The sequence below is a fragment of the Streptomyces roseolus genome (assembly GCF_014649855.1).
Lineage (GTDB): Bacteria > Actinomycetota > Actinomycetes > Streptomycetales > Streptomycetaceae > Streptomyces > Streptomyces roseolus.
The window spans coordinates 244,490-260,806 of sequence record NZ_BMTV01000004.1; the positions used below are offsets into that span (position 1 = coordinate 244,490).

Annotated in this window: 16 protein-coding genes; 7 read left to right on the forward strand and 9 right to left on the reverse strand. The window is 71.3% G+C overall.

All coding sequences use genetic code 11. From position 1 onward, the window contains the following. The first annotated feature begins 62 nt into the window (after positions 1 to 62). Positions 63 to 1,493, forward strand: a complete 1,431-nt coding sequence (locus tag IE245_RS06530) for an MFS transporter (protein ID WP_189945761.1) — start codon at positions 63 to 65, stop codon at positions 1,491 to 1,493. Here IE245_RS06530 and IE245_RS37905 read toward each other — a convergent pair. Next, on the reverse strand, positions 1,465 to 1,887 hold the full coding sequence (locus IE245_RS37905) for a sortase (RefSeq protein WP_308436597.1): 423 nt from the start codon (positions 1,885 to 1,887) through the stop codon (positions 1,465 to 1,467). The two genes, IE245_RS06530 and IE245_RS37905, sit on opposite strands and share 29 nt — an antisense overlap. Before the next feature lie 482 nt (positions 1,888 to 2,369). Here IE245_RS37905 and IE245_RS06540 point away from each other — a divergent pair, with 482 nt between their 5' ends. Continuing rightward, the gene (locus IE245_RS06540; RefSeq protein ID WP_189945762.1) at positions 2,370 to 3,368 is read left to right on the forward strand and encodes an SEC-C domain-containing protein; all 999 of its coding nucleotides are present in this window, start codon (positions 2,370 to 2,372) and stop codon (positions 3,366 to 3,368) included. Between the two features lie 17 nt (positions 3,369 to 3,385). On the opposite strand, the gene IE245_RS06545 is transcribed toward IE245_RS06540, so the two are convergent. From IE245_RS06545 to IE245_RS06555, 3 genes are all read right to left on the reverse strand, one after another. After that, positions 3,386 to 4,516, reverse strand: coding sequence for an MrcB family domain-containing protein (locus IE245_RS06545; RefSeq protein ID WP_189945763.1), 1,131 nt, complete (start codon positions 4,514 to 4,516; stop codon positions 3,386 to 3,388). Positions 4,517 to 4,591: 75 nt separating this feature from the next. Continuing rightward, positions 4,592 to 5,215, reverse strand: a complete 624-nt coding sequence (locus tag IE245_RS06550; RefSeq protein ID WP_189945764.1) for an ATP-binding protein — start codon at positions 5,213 to 5,215, stop codon at positions 4,592 to 4,594. A 14-nt stretch (positions 5,216 to 5,229) separates the two neighbouring features. After that, complete coding sequence (locus IE245_RS06555; RefSeq protein WP_189945765.1) at positions 5,230 to 5,649, reverse strand: ATP-binding protein; 420 nt, start codon at positions 5,647 to 5,649, stop codon at positions 5,230 to 5,232. 359 nt (positions 5,650 to 6,008) lie between these two features. Here IE245_RS06555 and IE245_RS06560 point away from each other — a divergent pair, with 359 nt between their 5' ends. The 4 genes from IE245_RS06560 to IE245_RS06575 all read left to right on the forward strand — a co-directional run bounded on the left by IE245_RS06560 (position 6,009) and on the right by IE245_RS06575 (position 9,418). After that, positions 6,009 to 7,367, forward strand: coding sequence for an NsdA family TPR-like regulatory protein (locus IE245_RS06560; RefSeq protein ID WP_308436599.1), 1,359 nt, complete (start codon positions 6,009 to 6,011; stop codon positions 7,365 to 7,367). A 52-nt stretch (positions 7,368 to 7,419) separates the two neighbouring features. Then, on the forward strand, positions 7,420 to 7,905 hold the full coding sequence (locus tag IE245_RS06565) for a TrmO family methyltransferase domain-containing protein (RefSeq protein WP_189945767.1): 486 nt from the start codon (positions 7,420 to 7,422) through the stop codon (positions 7,903 to 7,905). 269 nt (positions 7,906 to 8,174) lie between these two features. Then, complete coding sequence (locus IE245_RS06570; protein WP_189945768.1) at positions 8,175 to 9,038, forward strand: hypothetical protein; 864 nt, start codon at positions 8,175 to 8,177, stop codon at positions 9,036 to 9,038. Positions 9,039 to 9,115: 77 nt separating this feature from the next. Continuing rightward, on the forward strand, positions 9,116 to 9,418 hold the full coding sequence (locus tag IE245_RS06575) for a hypothetical protein (RefSeq protein ID WP_189945769.1): 303 nt from the start codon (positions 9,116 to 9,118) through the stop codon (positions 9,416 to 9,418). Positions 9,419 to 9,554: 136 nt separating this feature from the next. Here the strand turns inward: IE245_RS06575 and IE245_RS06580 are convergent, their stop codons facing one another. Genes IE245_RS06580 through IE245_RS06595 form a run of 4 tightly spaced genes read right to left on the reverse strand, consistent with a single transcriptional unit; the run spans position 9,555 to position 13,503 of the window. Continuing rightward, positions 9,555 to 10,823 (reverse strand): DUF445 domain-containing protein, encoded by a 1,269-nt coding sequence (locus tag IE245_RS06580; RefSeq protein ID WP_189945770.1) that lies wholly within the window; start codon positions 10,821 to 10,823, stop codon positions 9,555 to 9,557. Positions 10,824 to 10,844: 21 nt separating this feature from the next. Continuing rightward, the gene (locus IE245_RS06585; protein WP_189945771.1) at positions 10,845 to 11,849 is read right to left on the reverse strand and encodes an ABC transporter ATP-binding protein; all 1,005 of its coding nucleotides are present in this window, start codon (positions 11,847 to 11,849) and stop codon (positions 10,845 to 10,847) included. Positions 11,850 to 11,855: 6 nt separating this feature from the next. Further along, on the reverse strand, positions 11,856 to 12,707 hold the full coding sequence (locus tag IE245_RS06590) for an ABC transporter permease (RefSeq protein ID WP_373305282.1): 852 nt from the start codon (positions 12,705 to 12,707) through the stop codon (positions 11,856 to 11,858). Further along, positions 12,700 to 13,503, reverse strand: coding sequence for an ABC transporter permease (locus IE245_RS06595; RefSeq protein ID WP_189945867.1), 804 nt, complete (start codon positions 13,501 to 13,503; stop codon positions 12,700 to 12,702). Before IE245_RS06595 ends, IE245_RS06590 begins: the two co-directional genes overlap by 8 nt. Before the next feature lie 207 nt (positions 13,504 to 13,710). Between IE245_RS06595 and IE245_RS06600 the strand changes: the two genes are divergently transcribed. Next, positions 13,711 to 16,002 (forward strand): transglycosylase domain-containing protein, encoded by a 2,292-nt coding sequence (locus IE245_RS06600; protein WP_229851107.1) that lies wholly within the window; start codon positions 13,711 to 13,713, stop codon positions 16,000 to 16,002. Here IE245_RS06600 and IE245_RS06605 read toward each other — a convergent pair. Beyond that, on the reverse strand, positions 15,996 to 16,316 hold the full coding sequence (locus IE245_RS06605; RefSeq protein ID WP_189945772.1) for a DMT family transporter: 321 nt from the start codon (positions 16,314 to 16,316) through the stop codon (positions 15,996 to 15,998). The two genes, IE245_RS06600 and IE245_RS06605, sit on opposite strands and share 7 nt — an antisense overlap. Between the last annotated feature and the right edge of the window lies 1 nt (position 16,317).

Consider the following 16,317-nt stretch of genomic DNA (forward strand, 5'->3'; position numbering starts at 1 on the left):
GGTCTGGGTTCAATGAACGAACCGACGTGATGTCGTGACCGAACCGACCGGGCGGAGGCCCCATGAGTACAGCCCACTCACGCACCACGCCCACGACACCGACCACCCAGCCGGCCTCCGACGCCCCGCCCGCGGCCCCTTCCCCCTCCCCCTCCCCCTCCCCCGCCACGCTCGCCGTCACCGCCCTCGCCACCGGCGTCGCCCTCATGAACTACACGGCGCCGATGGCGACGCTCCCGGAGATGGCGGAGGCCTTCCGGACGCCGCCCTCGGCGCAGGCGTGGCTGCTCAACGGCACCCCGCTCGGCCTCGCCGTCCTGCTCCTGGTCGCGGGCGCGCTGGCCGACGCGCACGGCAGGCGGCGGGTGTTCCTGCTGGGGACGCTGGCGCTGGGCGTGACGACGGCGCTCGGCGCCTTCGCGGGTTCGACGGTGCTCTTCACGGCGGCGCGGATCGCGCAGGGCGCGGCGAGCGCGGCGGTCCTCGCGGGCAGCCTGGGCCTGCTGGCCGACGCGTACCCCTCGGGCCGCGACCGGATCCGGGCCACGGGCGTCTGGGGCGCGTCGGTGAGCGGCGGGATCGCGCTCGGCCCGCTGCTCGCGGGGGCGCTCGCCCTGGTGGACTGGCGGTCGGCGTACGCGGTGCTGGGCGCGGCGGCCCTGGTGACGGCGGCGATCGGGGCCCGTGCCCTCACGGCGCCCGCGGCGCTGCCCGCGCCGGGCGGCGCCCGCGGCCGTCGGCGCCCGGACCTGGTGGGCGCGACGGCCCTGGCACTCGCGCTGGGCGCCCTGCTGACGGCCCTGACGCTGGGCCGGGACGGCTGGCTGCGCCCGGCGCCGGGCCTGCTGCTCCTGGCGGCGGTGGCGCTCACGGCGGTGTTCCTGCTGGTGGAGCGCCGGGTGGCGGCCCCGATGATCGACCCGGGGATGTGGCGGAGGCCGGCGTTCCGGGCGTCGACGGTGGGGGCGCTCTTCACGGGCCTGGCGGTGATCGGCATGTTCAGCGTGCTGCCGGCGCTGTTCCAGCGCGGGTCCGGCCTGTCGGCGCTGGCCGCGGCGGCGCTCTTCGCCCTCTGGTCGGGCGCGGCGTTCGTGGTCGCGCTGCAGGCCCGCCGGCTCGCGGGCCGGCTCTCGGCCCCGTACCAACTGGCCTGCGGCTTCGCCCTGTCGGCGGCGGGCGTCCTGCTCCTCCTCGGCACCACGCAATCCGCCGCCCTCCCCTGGCCGCGCCTGGTCGCCGGCCTGGTGGTGGCGGGCGCGGGCAGCGGCCTCCTGAACGCCGCGCTCCCCCGCCTCGCCGTCGACTCCGTCCCGCCGGAGCGCGCGGCGATGGGCTCGGGCGCGAACAACACGGCCCGCTACATCGGCTCGGCGGCCGGCGTGTCGCTGATGCTGGCCCTGTCGGCGGCGACCCCGGACGCGGCCCTGGTGGCCTCGGCCGCCCTGGCCCTGGCCGGCGCCGTCCTCACCGTCGCAGGGTCGCCCGGACGATGAGCCGGTGGCGGGAGGTGAACTCGGGGGTGCAGGTGGTGAGGGTGATGTAGGAGCCGGCCTCGGAGTACCCGTACGACGGCTTCACGATCGACCGCGGCACCGGCTGGATGACGCCGGTGTCGCGCGGCGAGGTCACCGGCAGGATCCGGTCGACGAGACAGGTGTGCGTCCCCTCCCGCGTCCGCAGCGTGATCTCGTCGCCCTTGCGCAACCGGTTCACGTACCGGAACGGCTCGCCGTGCGTGTTCCGGTGCCCGGCCGGCGCCACGTTCCCGGCCTGCCCGGGCGCGGCGGTCCCCGGATAGTGCCCCACGTACCCCTTGTCGAGCACCTCGCTCCGGGAGATCCCCCGCGCGACGGGCACGGTCAGCCCGATCCGCGGGATCCTCAGCACGGCGAAGGCGGAACCGGAGGGCGTACGGGCGGACGGAGGCACGGACCGCCCGGAACCGCCGGAGGTCACGGGAACAGGAGGGGCGGCGGAAGAAGAAGGCGAACCGGAACCGCCACCCCCGCCGCCCGCCCCGGAAGGAGGGGACACGGGAGGCGGGACGGGGAAGAACCCTCCGAAGGAGAGATCCCCCACTCCCCCTCCCACTCGCGCTCCAGCACGGCCACCTGCTCACCGGCCTCGGCGCGGGCCGGCCGATTGGTCCACCACACCTGGTGCGCGACCAGCAACAGGATCAGAACACCGCAGGTGACGACGGTCTCGGCCCCGAACCACAGCACACGGACAAGCCCCCGGCGCCCCGAACGTCCCTGGACGACGACCGGCACCCGCTCCCGTCCCCTGCCTCCCCAGTCCCGCACGCCGGGCACGACAAGGGCTACGCCACCAACTCTCCAGGGGCACACCGCAGTACGGTGGACGGCATGCGCCCCGACACGCCTGCCGCCCACCTCGCCGAAGCCGAGCGTCTGCTGCGCACCGCCGAGCAGTACCCCGGCGACCGTGAACCGCTGCTGCTCCAGGCCGCCGCCCACCTGGAACTCGCGGACGACCGTCCCGGCGCGACGGCCCTCTACGACGACCTGCTGTCCGGCAACCCGGCGGACCCCCACCTGATCCGCGCGCTGAAGGCGTCGAACCTGTGGGAGTACGGCCACGAGGCCGAGGCGCGCGCCATCATCGAAGGCGTACGCCGCTCCCGCCCGACGGAAGCGCCCCCCTGGGAGATCGCGGCGGAGACCCTGGAGGCCCACGACGAACTGGAGGCGGCGGAGGAGACCCTCACGGAGGCGGCGGCCCTCCTGGCCGGGGACACCGCCGAGCTCCCCCACCCCACCGTCTCCCTCCTCACCACCCGCCACCGCATCCGCCGCATGCTGGCCCGCCCGCACGACGACTGGGACACCCGGGCGGACCGCCTCCACCAGGGCAAGGTCCCCCTGGACGAACTCCACGACCCGAAGCGCCTCTGGTCCCTGGGCTCCTCCGACCCCACCGAGCTCCGGGCCGAGATCGCCCGCCTCCGCTCCGAACTGGGCACCTACCGCACGGCCCTCTCCCGCCCCTTCCCGGTGGCGGTCCTCCACTGGCCGGAACACGAACTGACGGAACTCCTCGCCGCCTACCCGGAGCTGGAAACCGAGTACCCCACCTACCGGGCCCACCTGACGGACATCGAAGCCTCCCTCCGCGAACTCGCCGCGGCCGGCACCCCCAACCTCGGCATCGTCCGCGCCACCGTCCCCTCCTACGAGGCCTTCGCCGCCTCCGAAGCCACCCACCCCTCCCAGGCGGCCCTCCTCCCCCAATACGCCACCACCCTCGCCGCCCGCTCCCGCGCCACCCCCTGGCCCCCCTTGAGGACGGCCGCCTGCTGGTGCGGCTCGGAGAAGACGTACGGGGAGTGCCACGGGGCGGAGTGACGCGGTCTTAAGCGGCACTAGCCCGTCGTCATTCCCCAACCCCTCGCCCGAGCGGACCCGTCCCACCCGTCAGCGGACTGCCAGACCGAGGCGACTCCGTGTTCCTCCAGATACGAGGAATAGACGCCGATCTCCTCGGAGAAGAGGCCTAGGAGGAAGGGAGCCGGCTGCTTCGGGTAGAGGAAGTGGCGGTACTCAAAGAGCTGCCCGAGAGCTTCGCGTACCGCCACCGTCGGATTCCCATGGCGCACGATCTTCGCTTCGACGAGCCACTCGTCCACCTGCCCTTCGGCCGGCTCCTGTTGCCTCAGGACCAAGTCCTTCGGGTGCTGTCGCAGTGTTATCGGGGTGAATCCCCGCCCCACGACATGTCTTCCGAAGTCGTCGACGAGCTTCTCATGAGTGCGCTGCTTGACCTGCTGTCGAGCTCTGATCTCCGCCGTGTACTCACCGCTGTCCTTCGGACGGAACTCAGCGAGTGGGTCGAAGTCCCGAGGAGAGAATTCGTCTTGCTCCCCATGCGCCTTTAGCGCGTAGGCCAATTGAAAGGCGTCGTTCTCACCGCTGGCCCACCAGAGACGATCGAACTCCTCAGCCCGGCGGAGGGACTGCACACCTACATATAGATCCTCTAGCAGTGCGATGTCGCCAGGCAGCTTCGCCGTGTCGTACACCTTGGCGATCACACTGGCGGCCTCGTACGCCCTCGGCCTGGTCGCCGAATCCCTCAGGTCCGGCTCATCAACCCAGCCGACGTTCTCCCGACGCTTCACAGCCCGTCGAAGCCTCGCCGCATGGTGGCGAAGATGCTCCTCGCGAGCACGCCCCTTCCCTAGGGGTTCTTCCAGCCAGGTGATGCCCTGCTGCAGGGTCAGGGTCACGTTCTTCAGATCAGCACTGAAGATGTAGGCCAAATACAGGCCCTTCTTGGGGTCCTGCATTCCCCGCGTATCGAAAACTCCGATCCAGGGCGTCGCCGCCGGAGTGGTCTGGCCTCCATGCCCCTCGGCCCTAAAGCCAGGCGGCAGGACGAGGTCGGTGCGAGTCGCGACCCCCCGCAGCACCTGCTGTCCCTTCACCTCACGCGTGGAACCGGCGGCGCGGTCATAAGTGCTCGCGACCTCGGCGAGCAAGTCTCGAATCCCCATGACCGAAATCTAGATCACGGCACTCCAGCATGGGTACGGACGAGACAACCCCTTGTCACCTCGCCTGTCGGGACGTCAGAGTCCTGCCTCAAACCGGGCTTGGGCCACGTCGAGAACATCGTCCGCGTCGTACCCATGGGCGTCCGCCCATCGCATGAGGTCCACCATCGCCTCGACCACCGCGTCCTTGGCCCTGACGACGGTGAGGCGACTCGCGTTGACGGCACGCGGAAGGGTGACGACACCGCAAAGTTCGATCATGGATTCCGCCCTCGTGACGCGCGACCCGCCACCATGGCCGTGGGGCGTCGTGAGGTCAGTGGTGATCTCACACCATCTGACCTGACGGCCGGCATCCACCAGGACACCGTGCCGCTCGGCCACCCCGCCGATCACAGCCAAAGACCTCTCCTTCTCCTCCTCAGACACACTGGTGGATCGCGTCGGCGCAGCGTCACTTTCCGGAGAGGCCACCTCGATCCGCACGCACGTGCCCTCCATCGCCAGACGGAGCGTCGTGGGCGTGCCCACGCCCACCTGCCGGATCACTTGAGTGACCAGCTCACTCACGCAGAGCTGAACCACAGCACGCTGCCGCGAAAGCCCCCACAGCTTCAGGTGGAGCCCCAGGACTCGGCGAAGTCCCGCGACCTCCCGTGGCTCCGCCGGGAAGAAGAGTTCCCACGGCTCACGCACCATGCACCCACCCTCCCTCACGGGGTTTCCCTCTCCCGCAACACAGCCCAGACCTGCTTGCCCCATCGATACGGCTCGGTTCCCCATCGGTCCGCCAGAGCGTCAACCAGAAGAAGCCCCAGCCCCCGGAGAAGGTCATCATCAGAATCCACCCTGCGCTTCGAATCGGCCTTGGAGCGGTCGACCACTCCCACTCGAACCGCTTTCTCAGAGTGTCTGGAAACGACCACGCGGATCGATGCGAGCCGGCCGTGATCGATGGCGTGGCCGATCAGTTCGGTCACGATGAGCGTCGCGTCATCGATCAGGGATTCCAAGCCCCACAGAGTCAACGACGCGCGAACCAATCGCCGCGCGACCACCGCGCTCCGCGGCTCGCGCGGAAGGGTCTGGGAATACGCGGGGCACCCCGTGGATCGAGAAGTCGCTGATTGCATCACCGGGTCCCACAAAAGAGGCGGGGCCGTCTCCCTCGCCCAGGATCCATCGCCAGCGGAACGACTGGAGGGGGCCACCTCCGAAGACGTGGCGCATGGAACGCACACCTCCCTCCGTTCACCCGGCTGAGACGTGGACGCCAGGCGGGATACCGAGACAGCTTGCCCATCTCCGTCACTCACGTGGCTGAAAGTCACCTGTAACCACCCTTCCTCTGCTCGTTGGTGGTTTCGTATTCCCTCAGCGAACCGTGAATCGCGACAGGCGGATATCCCCGCCGGGGCCTCGATGCCGTCAAACCCGTCAAAGATTGTTCTCTTGTGAACAGGGGCAGAGCATGCCGCGAAGGAACGTCGAGTTGGCTGCGGCAATCGCAGAAACAGGCTGGTCACAGACGGCAGTGGCCGCCGCGATGGTCCGCGTGGCAGCGGAGGTCGGGGCCGAGGAGGTCTTCACCGTCAAGCGTTCGCACATCGCCATGTGGGTGGCCGGCACTCGTCCTCGTGGTCAGGCGGCGGCGATCCTGCGTGAAACGCTGTCACGACGGTTGGGGCGCCCCGTGACACTCGCGGAACTCGGTCTGGTAGGCACGTCCCCTGATCTAGCCGCCGAGTGGGATGCGGACACTCTGACGAATCTGGTCGACCTGAGGAGGGACAACATGGACCGCGGACGTCGCCGGCTCCTGTCGGGCGCCGCCTACTCTGTCGGAGGCCTGGCCCTCCCTCAGGATTCCTGGTGGGACGAGGCTCCTCACCGGGCCCGCACCCGCTCCACAGGAGCCACCCACGCGGTCGGCGAGACCGAGGTACGGGCCGTTCGCGAAATGACCGAGTTCTTCGCCCGACGCGACCAGCGACACGGCGGTGTCGACGGGCGGACAGCCCTCTGCCAGTACATCGTCGACGACGTGGCACGGTACGTCGGAGGCTCTTTCGGCAGCGAACGAGCACGTCGGTCGCTGTACTCGGCCGCGTCCGAAGCCGTCTACGTAGCTGGCTGGATGAGTTTCGACGCCTCCCAGCACGAACTCGCGCGCCGCTATTTCAGTCTCTCGCTCAAGCTCGCCGCGGAGGCCGACGACACCCCCCTCACCGGCCATATCCTGCGGGCGATGGCGCACCAGGCCATAGACCTGGGGCACTTCAAGGCAGGACTGGAACTCGCCACCAGCTCAGTCGAACGGGACAGGTACGCCCACTCCACCTCGCGTGAACGGGCCCTCATCGGCATCGTGCGGGCACGAGCGCTAGCGGTGAACGGCCAGAGAAGGCAAGCCGTCACCGCGATCAACCAGGCCGAGGCCGACCTCAACCGGGCCGCGCCAGGCGATGAGGAACCGCAACGGATCTGGTTCTTCCAGGAAGCCTCCCTCGCCCACGAGACGGCTCGCGCCCTATGGGCTTTGGGCGACTTGGACGGTGCCTTGCGGCATTTTCATGACAGCGTGCGCTACCGCAGGGCCGACGCCTTCAGCAGGACTCACGCCGTCACCCTGGGCTATATGGGCACGGTCCAGGCCAGACAAGGAAACCTTGAGGCCGCTTGTCACACCTGGACCTTGGCTCTGGACGCCATGGACGGCGTCCAGTCCGGAAGGACAAGGGAAGCGGCCACGACCATGCGCGCGGTCTTATCCCCGTTCCGCAACCGCGGCATTTCCCCAGTCTCCGAAGTCGACGCGCGGGCCCGGGCCGTACTGCAACAAGTACCCTGACGCCCCAAAGCCCCATGCGAGTGCTGGGGTTGACAAGGAAGAAGGGCAATCCGTGTCCCCAGACTCCATTCAGGTGCCGGTCATCGCCGAGGTCGTCGGAGGCCACACCGGGCGACTTGATGACTTCAAGGGAGGCGTGGAGTCGATCATCCGCCTCAGGCCGGAGTTCCCCATGGAGACTCTCCAAGGTATCGAGGAGTTCTCCCACCTTCAGGTCACGTGGTTCTTCCACCTCGGATCCCCGGACGATGTCGCACTGCACGCGCGCAGCCCCCGCGACAATCCCGCTTGGCCGGCGACCGGAACCTTCGTTCACCACAACCATCGGCGTCCGGCACGGCTCGCCACCTCCTTTCCGAAACTGATCAAGGTCAACGGGCGTGACCTGCACGTCGAGGACCTCGACGCCGACGACGGCACTCAGGTCGTCGATCTCGTGGCGGTCTTCCAAGAGATGCTCCCGCGCGGGCCCGTCACTCAGCCGACGTGGCCGGGCGAGATGCTCGCGGACTACTGGCGAGACGCCTCCGAGCGCTGAAGAACGAACCCAGGTCGCGTCCAGCACGGCGTCTGTCCTCAGGTGTGAGGTGGGCCCCCTTGGGGGCTTGCTTCGTGGGCTGCTGATGCAGGTTCACCTCAAGCAGCCGACAACAGTGCCACGCCGGACCAGAACATCACCCACACGGGCGATCTTCATTCATCGTGCGAGTTCAGTCAGGCGGAGAGCGGTACGGTCGCGCAAAACGGCCCCCGCCATGGTTGCAGCCATCGGCGAGGGCCTGAACCACTAGTGGAAAGCACTCCACCGTGATCTACCGGCACTTTAACGCGCCCTCACGTGGCTTCACCCAGTTCTCGCACGAGATCATCCGGCATCCCCGCCTCTCCTCCGACGCCGTCCGTCTTCTGACCTGGCAGTTGTCGCTCCCCCAAGGTGCCCGCGAATCCCTGTCCCGCACCGCCGAACGCGCCCGGATCGGGGCGTGTGCCTTCGGGCGGGCGAAGCGGCAGCTCAAGGAGGAAGGGTTCGTGCATGAACGGCGAGTGCAGGTCGGTGGCGGGCGCTGGGTGACTCAACAGCTCGTTTCCGGAACGCCGTTGACCGCCGACCAGGCCGCAAAGCTCCTCGCGCGAGAGCCCGGCGCGTCATCGCAGGTCACACCGAGTCCTCGGAATCCGGTCGTCGGTGCCCCGACCGTCGACGAGCCGGTGACTCCGTCGACCGGCGGTCATCCAGAGAAAGACCGTGAGGTGGAGACCTCCCACCTTCCCCCGGAGGTCACGGAGGAGTCGCCTCGCCTCGAAGAGGCTCGCGCCCTCGTCGGCGCTCTGCCTCTCCTCTCCTCCGCCCTGCGCCACATCCCCCGCGGAATGCGCGACGAACTCGCCCGCCTCGCCGCCCGCTGGCTGGACGTCGGCCACACCCCCGCCGACGTCCACCAACACATCCTGCGCGGTCTGCCCGGCGCCGGGACGCCCGTACACCGGCCCGGTGGGCTCGTGCGGTACCTCCTGCGTGACGTACCGCCCCGAGAGCTGTCGTCCCCGCACGTTCCCCGAAGTCGGCTTTCGGCGCGGCTCGAAGGGACACGCGAGTGTGCCGGTGACCACACCCAGCCCATGCTCTTCCGGCCGGTCGGCGACGAGACACACTGCGCTGCTTGCACCTGACCGTCAGCCCTCCCGGTGGCACCGCGCGCACATCTCGTACGCTCGAAGGACGACCCGCCTACCAGGAAGGCCCCGCCATGCCCCGCGTCCCCTCTCCCGCCATCGCCGCCGCCGGACTCGTCGGCGGTTACGCCGTCGCCCGGTGGACCAAGAAGCGGCCGCTCGGTGGGGTGGTGCTGGCCGTGGCCGGTGGGGTCGCCGCTCGGGAGTGGCAGCGGGAGGGCGGGGTCAAGGCGGCCGTGGGACTGTCCGCCGCCTATGTGGCGGCGTTCGGCGGGTCGCATCCGCTGGCGAAGAAGATCGGCGCCTGGCCGTCGGTGTTCGCCGTCGCCGGAGGGATGGCCGCCGCCTCCTGGGCCGTCACGCGCCAGAACGCCTGACGGAGACGCCTGGCGGTCGGCCGCGCGCCGGCCGCCGCCTTCCGGGCCGTCACCGTCACCCGCGAGCGGGGGCGAGCCTGTCCGAGGCGGCCGTCACCCGCGAGCGGGGCTGGGCTCCCGCTCGCGGGTGAGCCGCTCAGCCGCCCAGCGCGTGGCTGACCGTGTAGATCAGGAGGCCCGCCAGGGCGCCGACCACCGTGCCGTTGATGCGGATGAACTGGAGGTCGCGGCCGATGTTGGCCTCGATCTTCTTCGAGGTCTGGTCGGCGTCCCAGCCGGCGACCGTGTCCGTGATCAGGGAGGTGATCTCGGGGCGGTAGGTGGTGACCAGGTGGATGACCGCCGTCTCCAGCCAGCCGTCGACCTTCTGCTGGAGCCGGGAGTCCGAGGCGAGGCGCTTGCCGAGGGAGATCAGGGAGGCGCGGGCGCGGAGGCGGAGCTGGCTCTGGTCGTCCTCGGCGGCGGCGATGATCAGGGCGCGGACGGACGCCCAGGCGGAGGCGATGACGTCCTGGACCTCGGGGCGGGCCAGCAGGTCGGACTTGAGGCGTTCGACGCGGGCGCGGGTGTCCGTGTCGGCCTGGAGGTCGGCGGCGAAGTCGGTGAGGAAGCGGTCGATGGCACCCCGGGCGGGGTGCGTCGGCATGTCGCGCATCTCCGTGACGAAGCGGAGCAGCTCCTTGTAGACGCGTTCGCCGACCTTGCGGTCCACGAAGCGCGGGGTCCAGCCCGGGGCGCCGCCCTGGACCGCGTCCATGACCGAGTCGCCGTGGGTGACGAGCCAGTCGTGGGCGCGGGTGCAGACCAGGTCGACGGCGCGGCGGTGGGCGCCGTCCGCCACCATGTGTTCCAGGGTCTTGCCGACGCCCGGCGCGATCTCGGCCTGCTCCGCGCGGCGGGTGATCGCCTCGCCCACCACCGCCTGCACGTCCGCGTCGCGCAGGACGGTCAGCGCCCCGCGCAGGGCGGTCGCGGCCTCTTCCGTCACCCGGTCCGCGTGGGCCGGGTCCGCGAGCCAGGTGCCGAGGCGACCGGCCACGCCCAGGGCGCGCAGGCGGCCCCGTACGACGTCCGCGGAGAGGAAGTTCTCGCCGACGAAGGAGCCCAGCGAGGCGCCCAGCTGGTCCTTCTTCGTCGGGATGATCGCCGTGTGCGGGATGGGCAGGCCCAGCGGGTGGCGGAAGAGGGCCGTCACCGCGAACCAGTCCGCGAGCGCGCCGACCATGCCCGCCTCGGCCGCCGCGGCGACGTAGCCCGCCCAGGCGCCCGCGCCGGCGTTCTCCGCCCAGGTCGCGAGGGCGTAGACCGCCGCGACGAGCGCCAGCAGCGCCGTCGCCAGGGCCTTCATGCGACGGACGCCGCGGTTCCGTTCTTCGTCCGCCGCCGTGTACGTGAAGCTCACCATCCGCCAGACCTCCTCACATCCTCATCTCAGGGACTCCCGGCGCCGCTCGTGAGTTCCCCCGGACGCTCCCCCGTACATCTTCGCGATCACGGACTCGATGTCCGGTTCCCGCACCGAGAGGTCCACCAGCGGGTACGCCGCCGCCACCGCCGCCACCAGGGGCGCGGCCGACGCGGAGGCCGGGAAGGCGAGGTGCTGGCGCGGCCCGTCGGCCCGTACGAAGCGGGCGCCGGGGACGTCCTCGATCGGCGGGAGCTCCCGCTCCAGGTCCACGACGAGCATCCGCTCGCCCCCGCCGGCCTCGTGCAGGCCGGCGAGACCGCCGTCGTACATCAGCCGCCCGTGGTCGATGACCATCACCCGCGAGCAGAGCTGTTCGATGTCGGTGAGGTCGTGGGTGGTGAGGAGGACCGTCGTGCCGCGCGTCGCGTTCAGTTCCCGGAGGAACTCCCGCATCCGGGACTTCGAGACGACGTCCAGGCCGATCGTCGGCTCGTCCAGGTACAGCACCTCCGGGTCGTGGAGGAGCGCGGCGGCGATGTCGCCGCGCATCCGCTGGCCGAGGGAGAGCTGGCGGACCGGGACGTCGAGCAGGTCGCCGAGGTCGAGGAGGTCCACGCAGCGGGCGAGGTTCTCCCGGTAGCGGTCGTCGGGGATCCGGTACATGCGGTGGACCAGGCGGTACGAGTCCCGCAGCGGCAGGTCCCACCAGAGGGTGGTGCGCTGGCCGAAGACCACGCCGATGCGGCGGGCGAGGCGGGTCCGTTCGCGCGCGGGGTCGATGCCGGCGACGCGGAGGCGGCCGCCGCTGGGGGTGAGGATGCCGGTGAGCATCTTGATGGTGGTGGACTTCCCGGCGCCGTTCGGCCCGATGTAGCCGACCATCTCGCCCCGGTCCACGGTGAAGGAGATGCCGTCGACGGCCCGGACCTCCCGCTTCTCGCGGCGGAGGAGTCCGGTCCTGCGGCGGACGGTGAAGGTCTTCTCCAGGCCGTCCAGTTCGATGAAGGATCCGGTGAGGGACACGTGCTCTCAGCTTCCTGTCGATCGGTACGAGCGGACGCCCGCCCGCCACGCGAGGCCCGCGACCGCGCAGCAGACCAGGGCGACGAGCGGGGAGGCGAAGGCCGCCCAGGACGGCACGCCGGCCGGGGCCGGGCGGCCGAGGACGTACAGGGCGGGCAGCCAGTTCACGAAGGCGAGCGGGACCACGAACACCACGCCCTTCACGAGGTCCTGCGCGAAGATCGTCGGCGGGTACTGCAGCAGCGTGTTCCCGCCGTACGTGAACGAGTTGGCGACCTCGGCGGCGTCCTGGAGCCAGAACTGCGCCGACGCGCCGAGCACCATCACCGCCATGAAGATCACCGCCCCGCAGGCCACCATCGCGGGCACCATCAGGGCCGTCCCCCACGACCACGCCACCTCGTGCCGGAGCAGCACCAGGCTCCACATCAGCACCATCAGCCCCTGCAGCACCCGGCCGAGCCGGCGCAGCGCGAACTTGTCCGCCGCGACCTGCGCGAGCAGCGGCACCGGCCGCAGCAGGAACACGTCGAGCGAACCGTCCCTGATCCGCCGCCCCATCCGCTGGAGCGAGCCCAGCGCCAGGTCGGCCAGCCCGAAGGCGGTGCCGGTGGTGCCGTACAGGAAGGCGACCTCCGCGAAGGAGAAGCCGCCGAGGCCCTGGACCTGCCCGAACATCAGCAGGATCACGACGAAGTCGAAGAAGGTCACGCAGAAGGACGTCACGAGGGTCAGCGCGAAGGAGGCCCGGTACGTCATCGTGGACCGGATCCACATGGCCGCGACCAGGCGGTACGTCCGCAGGACCTCCACCGCGCCGGAGCCGTGGGCGCCGGCCGTACGCAGCCGCTCAGCCACCCTGCACCACCACCTTCCGCGTCGCCGCCGCCTGCGCCGCCCGCCCCGCCGCCAGGAGCAGAGCGAGCCAGCCGAGCTGGAAGCCGTACGCGCGGACGAGGCCCCAGCCGTCCCCGTACCGGCCGAGGTAGACGTCCGCCGGGACCTGGAGCAGGGCCGCCCACGGCAGCGCGCGGGCCAGCTCGCCGAGGGCACCGGGGAAGACGTTGAGCGGGAGCAGCATCCCGGAGAAGAAGAGGCCGGCCAGCCAGGCCACCTGGACCACGCCCTGCCCGTCGAGCAGCCAGAACGCGCTCATCGCCACGAGGTACCAGAGCGCGAACGACACGAACGAGCCGAGGGCCACCGCGAGCAGGAAGGCGGCCCAGCCGGCCGGACCGGCCGGAAGGGTGAAGCCGAAGGCGACCGCGCCGATCAGCAGCGGGACGGCGCCGCGGCCGAGCAACTGGTAGGCGGCGCGGCCCGCGTTGGCCGCGCACCACCAGCCCTGGAGGTCGGCGGGGCGGTAGAGGTCGACGGCGATGTCGCCGGTCCTGATCCGTTCGATCAGCTCGTCCTCGAAGCCGCCGCCCATCATGCCGCAGACGGTGATGAGGGCCTGGCCGATCCAGACGTAGGCGAGGGCGTCGGCCATGGAGTAGCCGCCGAGCGCGGGCCGTTCGGCCCACAGGGCGATGTAGGTGTAGGAGAGGACGAAACCGAAGACCGTGTTGGTGAAGAGGCCCGCCAGCGTGGCCACCCGGTAGGTGGAGTGCCGCCGGAAGCCACCCGCGGCCACGGTCGCGTACAGCCGCAGCATGGAGCGTCCCTTCTGAGGGCGTGCGGAGAGGGCGTGGAAAGGGAGGGCGGGGAAGGAGAGTGGGTGGAGAGTCCTGGCGCCTGCGGGAAGCAGGCGAAGCGCACGACCCTAGTGGCCCCCGACACCGCACCGCGAGCGGATTTCCCCACCCGTTCCCCCTCGCCTTCGGGAGTTTCGCCCGCTTTATGTGCACTATGTGATGCCATGTCCCCTTCTGTGCGTCCTGTCTCGCCCGCCGCACCACCCCCGGACGATCCGGGCTGGGCCCCCCGGGACCCCACCCTCCCCGCCCCGCCCCCCACCGGCACCCGGCCACGCGGCAGGAACCGGCGCCGGGACCGGAACCGCAGCCGCCCCCGCGCCTCGCTCCCCCGCCGGCTCCTGCGCGCCACCGCCTGGCTGGTCCTGCTCGGCGGGCTGCTCCTCGCCGGGGCCCTCACCGCCGGATACCTGCTGGTGTCCATCCCGGCCGCCAACGCCGCCGCCGTCGCCCAGTCCAACCTGTACCTCTACCGCGACGGCACCGTCCTCGCCCGCGACGGCGAGGTGAACCGGGAGAACGTCCGCCTCGACCGGATCCCGCCGACCGTCCGGCAGGCCGTCCTCGCCGCCGAGGACCGCGACTTCCACACCTCGCGCGCGGTCGACCCCAAGGCGATGGTCCGCGCCGCCTGGAACACCGTCACCGGCAAGGGCCGCCAGTCCGGCTCCACCATCACCCAGCAGTACGTGAAGAACTACTACCTGGGCCAGGAACAGACCCTCACCCGCAAGGCCAAGGAGTTCTTCATCGCCATCAAGCTGGAACGCGAGAAGTCCAAGGACGAGATCCTCCAGGGCTACCTCAACACCAGCTACTTCGGCCGCAACGCCTACGGGATCCAGGCCGCCGCCCACGCCTACTACGGCAAGGACGTCGAACGCCTCGGCACCGCCGAGGGCGCCTACCTCGCCGCCCTCCTCAAGGCCCCCAGCGCCTACGACGTCACCACCCGCCCCGAGAACCGCCCCGCCGTCCTCGCCCGCTGGGCGTACGTCCTCGACGGCATGGTCAAGGAAGGCTGGCTCACCGCCCGCGAACGCGCCGCCCTCCGCTTCCCCGACCCGCGGACCGCCCGCCCCGCCACCGGCCTCTCCGGCCAGCGCGGCTACCTCGTGCAGGCCGTCGAGGAGCACCTCACCGGCCGCGGGATCGTCGACGAGAAGACCCTCGCCGGCGGCGGCTTCCGCATCGTCACCACCCTCGACCCCGACCGGCAGGCCGCGCTCGTCCGCGCCGTCGAGGAGCGGGTCACCCACCGCCTCGACCCCGCCGCGAACCCCGCCGACCGGTACGTACGCGTCGGGGCCGCCGCCGTCGAACCGGCCACCGGACGCGTCGTCGCCCTCTACGGCGGCGTCGACTACACCCGCCAGTACGTCAACAACGCCACCCGCCGCGACTACCAGGTCGGCTCCACCTTCAAGCCCTTCGTCTTCACCGCCGCCGTGCAGGGCGGCGCGCGGACGCAGTACGGCGAGCCGATCACCCCGTACACCGTCTACGACGGCACCGACCGCCGGCCCGTCGAAGGCTGGCCCGGCGCACCGTACGACCCCGCCAACGAGGACGGCGAGAGCTACGGCGAGATCCCCGTGACCGCCGCCACCGACCTCTCCGTGAACACCGTCTACGCCCAGATGGCCGTCGACGTCGGCCCCGCGCGCGTGCGCCGCACCGCCGTCGCCCTCGGCCTGCCGGCCACCACCCCCGACCTCACCGCCTCCCCCTCCATCGCCCTCGGCCCGGCCACCGCCAGCGTCCTCGACATGGCCCGGGCGTACGCGACGCTCGCCGCGCACGGCCGGCGCGGCGACCACACCCTGGTCGCGGCGGTCTCCCGGGACGGGGAACCGCTGCCGCTGCCCGCCGCCGAGCCCCGGCAGGCCGTGGGCCGCGAGGCCGCCGACACCACCACCGCCGTGCTGCGGGGCGTCGTCGAGTCCGGTACCGGCACGGCCGCGCAGGCCGCCGGACGCCCCGCGGCCGGCAAGACGGGCACGGCGGAGGACGACAAGGCGGCCTGGTTCGCCGGCTACACCCCCGAACTCGCCACCGTCGTCGCCCTGATGGGCCAGGACCCGGAGACCGGCGGCCAGGAGCCGCTGTACGGCGCCCTCGGCCTCCCCCGCGTCAACGGCGGCGGCCCGCCCGCCGAGATCTGGGCCCGCTTCACCCGCGAAGCCCTCGCCGGCACCCCCGCACGCGACTTCGACCTGCGCCTGATGCCGGGCGCCGAGCTCCCCGACGTACCGCCGACACCGGACGCTCCGGACGGGCCGGAGGGCGGAACCGAGGACGGGCCCGAGGACGGAACGGAAGGCGGTGCGGACGAGGAGCGGTACGAGCCCGGCGAGGCGGGCCCGGGACCCGCGAAGCCCGGGAGGCCGGCGACGCCCCTGAAGCCCGGGAGCCCCGAGAAGCCCGGGAAGCCCCGCGGACAGGGCCGTCAGTGACCCGAGGTCGCCTTCAGACCGACCACGGCCACGAGCAGCAGGACGACGAAGAAGATCCGGGCGGCGGTCGCCGGCTCGCCGAGCACCACCATGCCGAGCACCGCCGCACCGGCCGCGCCGATGCCGACCCAGACGCCGTAGGCGGTGCCGATGGGGAGGGTCTTCGCGGCCTGCGACAGCAGCACCATCGAGGCGACGATCCCGGCCGCGGTGAAGACGCTGGGCCAGAGACGGGTGAAGCCCTCGGTGTACTTCATCCCGATCGACCAGCCGACTTCCAGCAGACCGGCGACGACGAGAAGAACCCAGGCCATG

Excerpts from the sequence above, each read along its gene's own strand:
- IE245_RS06530 (WP_189945761.1), top strand. The coding sequence starts at position 63 with ATGAGTACAGCCCACTCACGCACCACGCCCACGACACCGACCACCCAG.
- IE245_RS06540 (WP_189945762.1), top strand. The coding sequence starts at position 2,370 with ATGCGCCCCGACACGCCTGCCGCCCACCTCGCCGAAGCCGAGCGTCTG.
- IE245_RS06545 (WP_189945763.1), bottom strand. The coding sequence starts at position 4,516 with ATGGGGATTCGAGACTTGCTCGCCGAGGTCGCGAGCACTTATGACCGC.
- IE245_RS06550 (WP_189945764.1), bottom strand. The coding sequence starts at position 5,215 with ATGGTGCGTGAGCCGTGGGAACTCTTCTTCCCGGCGGAGCCACGGGAG.
- IE245_RS06555 (WP_189945765.1), bottom strand. The coding sequence starts at position 5,649 with ATGCAATCAGCGACTTCTCGATCCACGGGGTGCCCCGCGTATTCCCAG.
- IE245_RS06575 (WP_189945769.1), top strand. The coding sequence starts at position 9,116 with ATGCCCCGCGTCCCCTCTCCCGCCATCGCCGCCGCCGGACTCGTCGGC.
- IE245_RS06580 (WP_189945770.1), bottom strand. The coding sequence starts at position 10,823 with ATGGTGAGCTTCACGTACACGGCGGCGGACGAAGAACGGAACCGCGGC.
- IE245_RS06600 (WP_229851107.1), top strand. The coding sequence starts at position 13,711 with ATGTCCCCTTCTGTGCGTCCTGTCTCGCCCGCCGCACCACCCCCGGAC.
- IE245_RS06605 (WP_189945772.1), bottom strand. The coding sequence starts at position 16,316 with ATGGCCTGGGTTCTTCTCGTCGTCGCCGGTCTGCTGGAAGTCGGCTGG.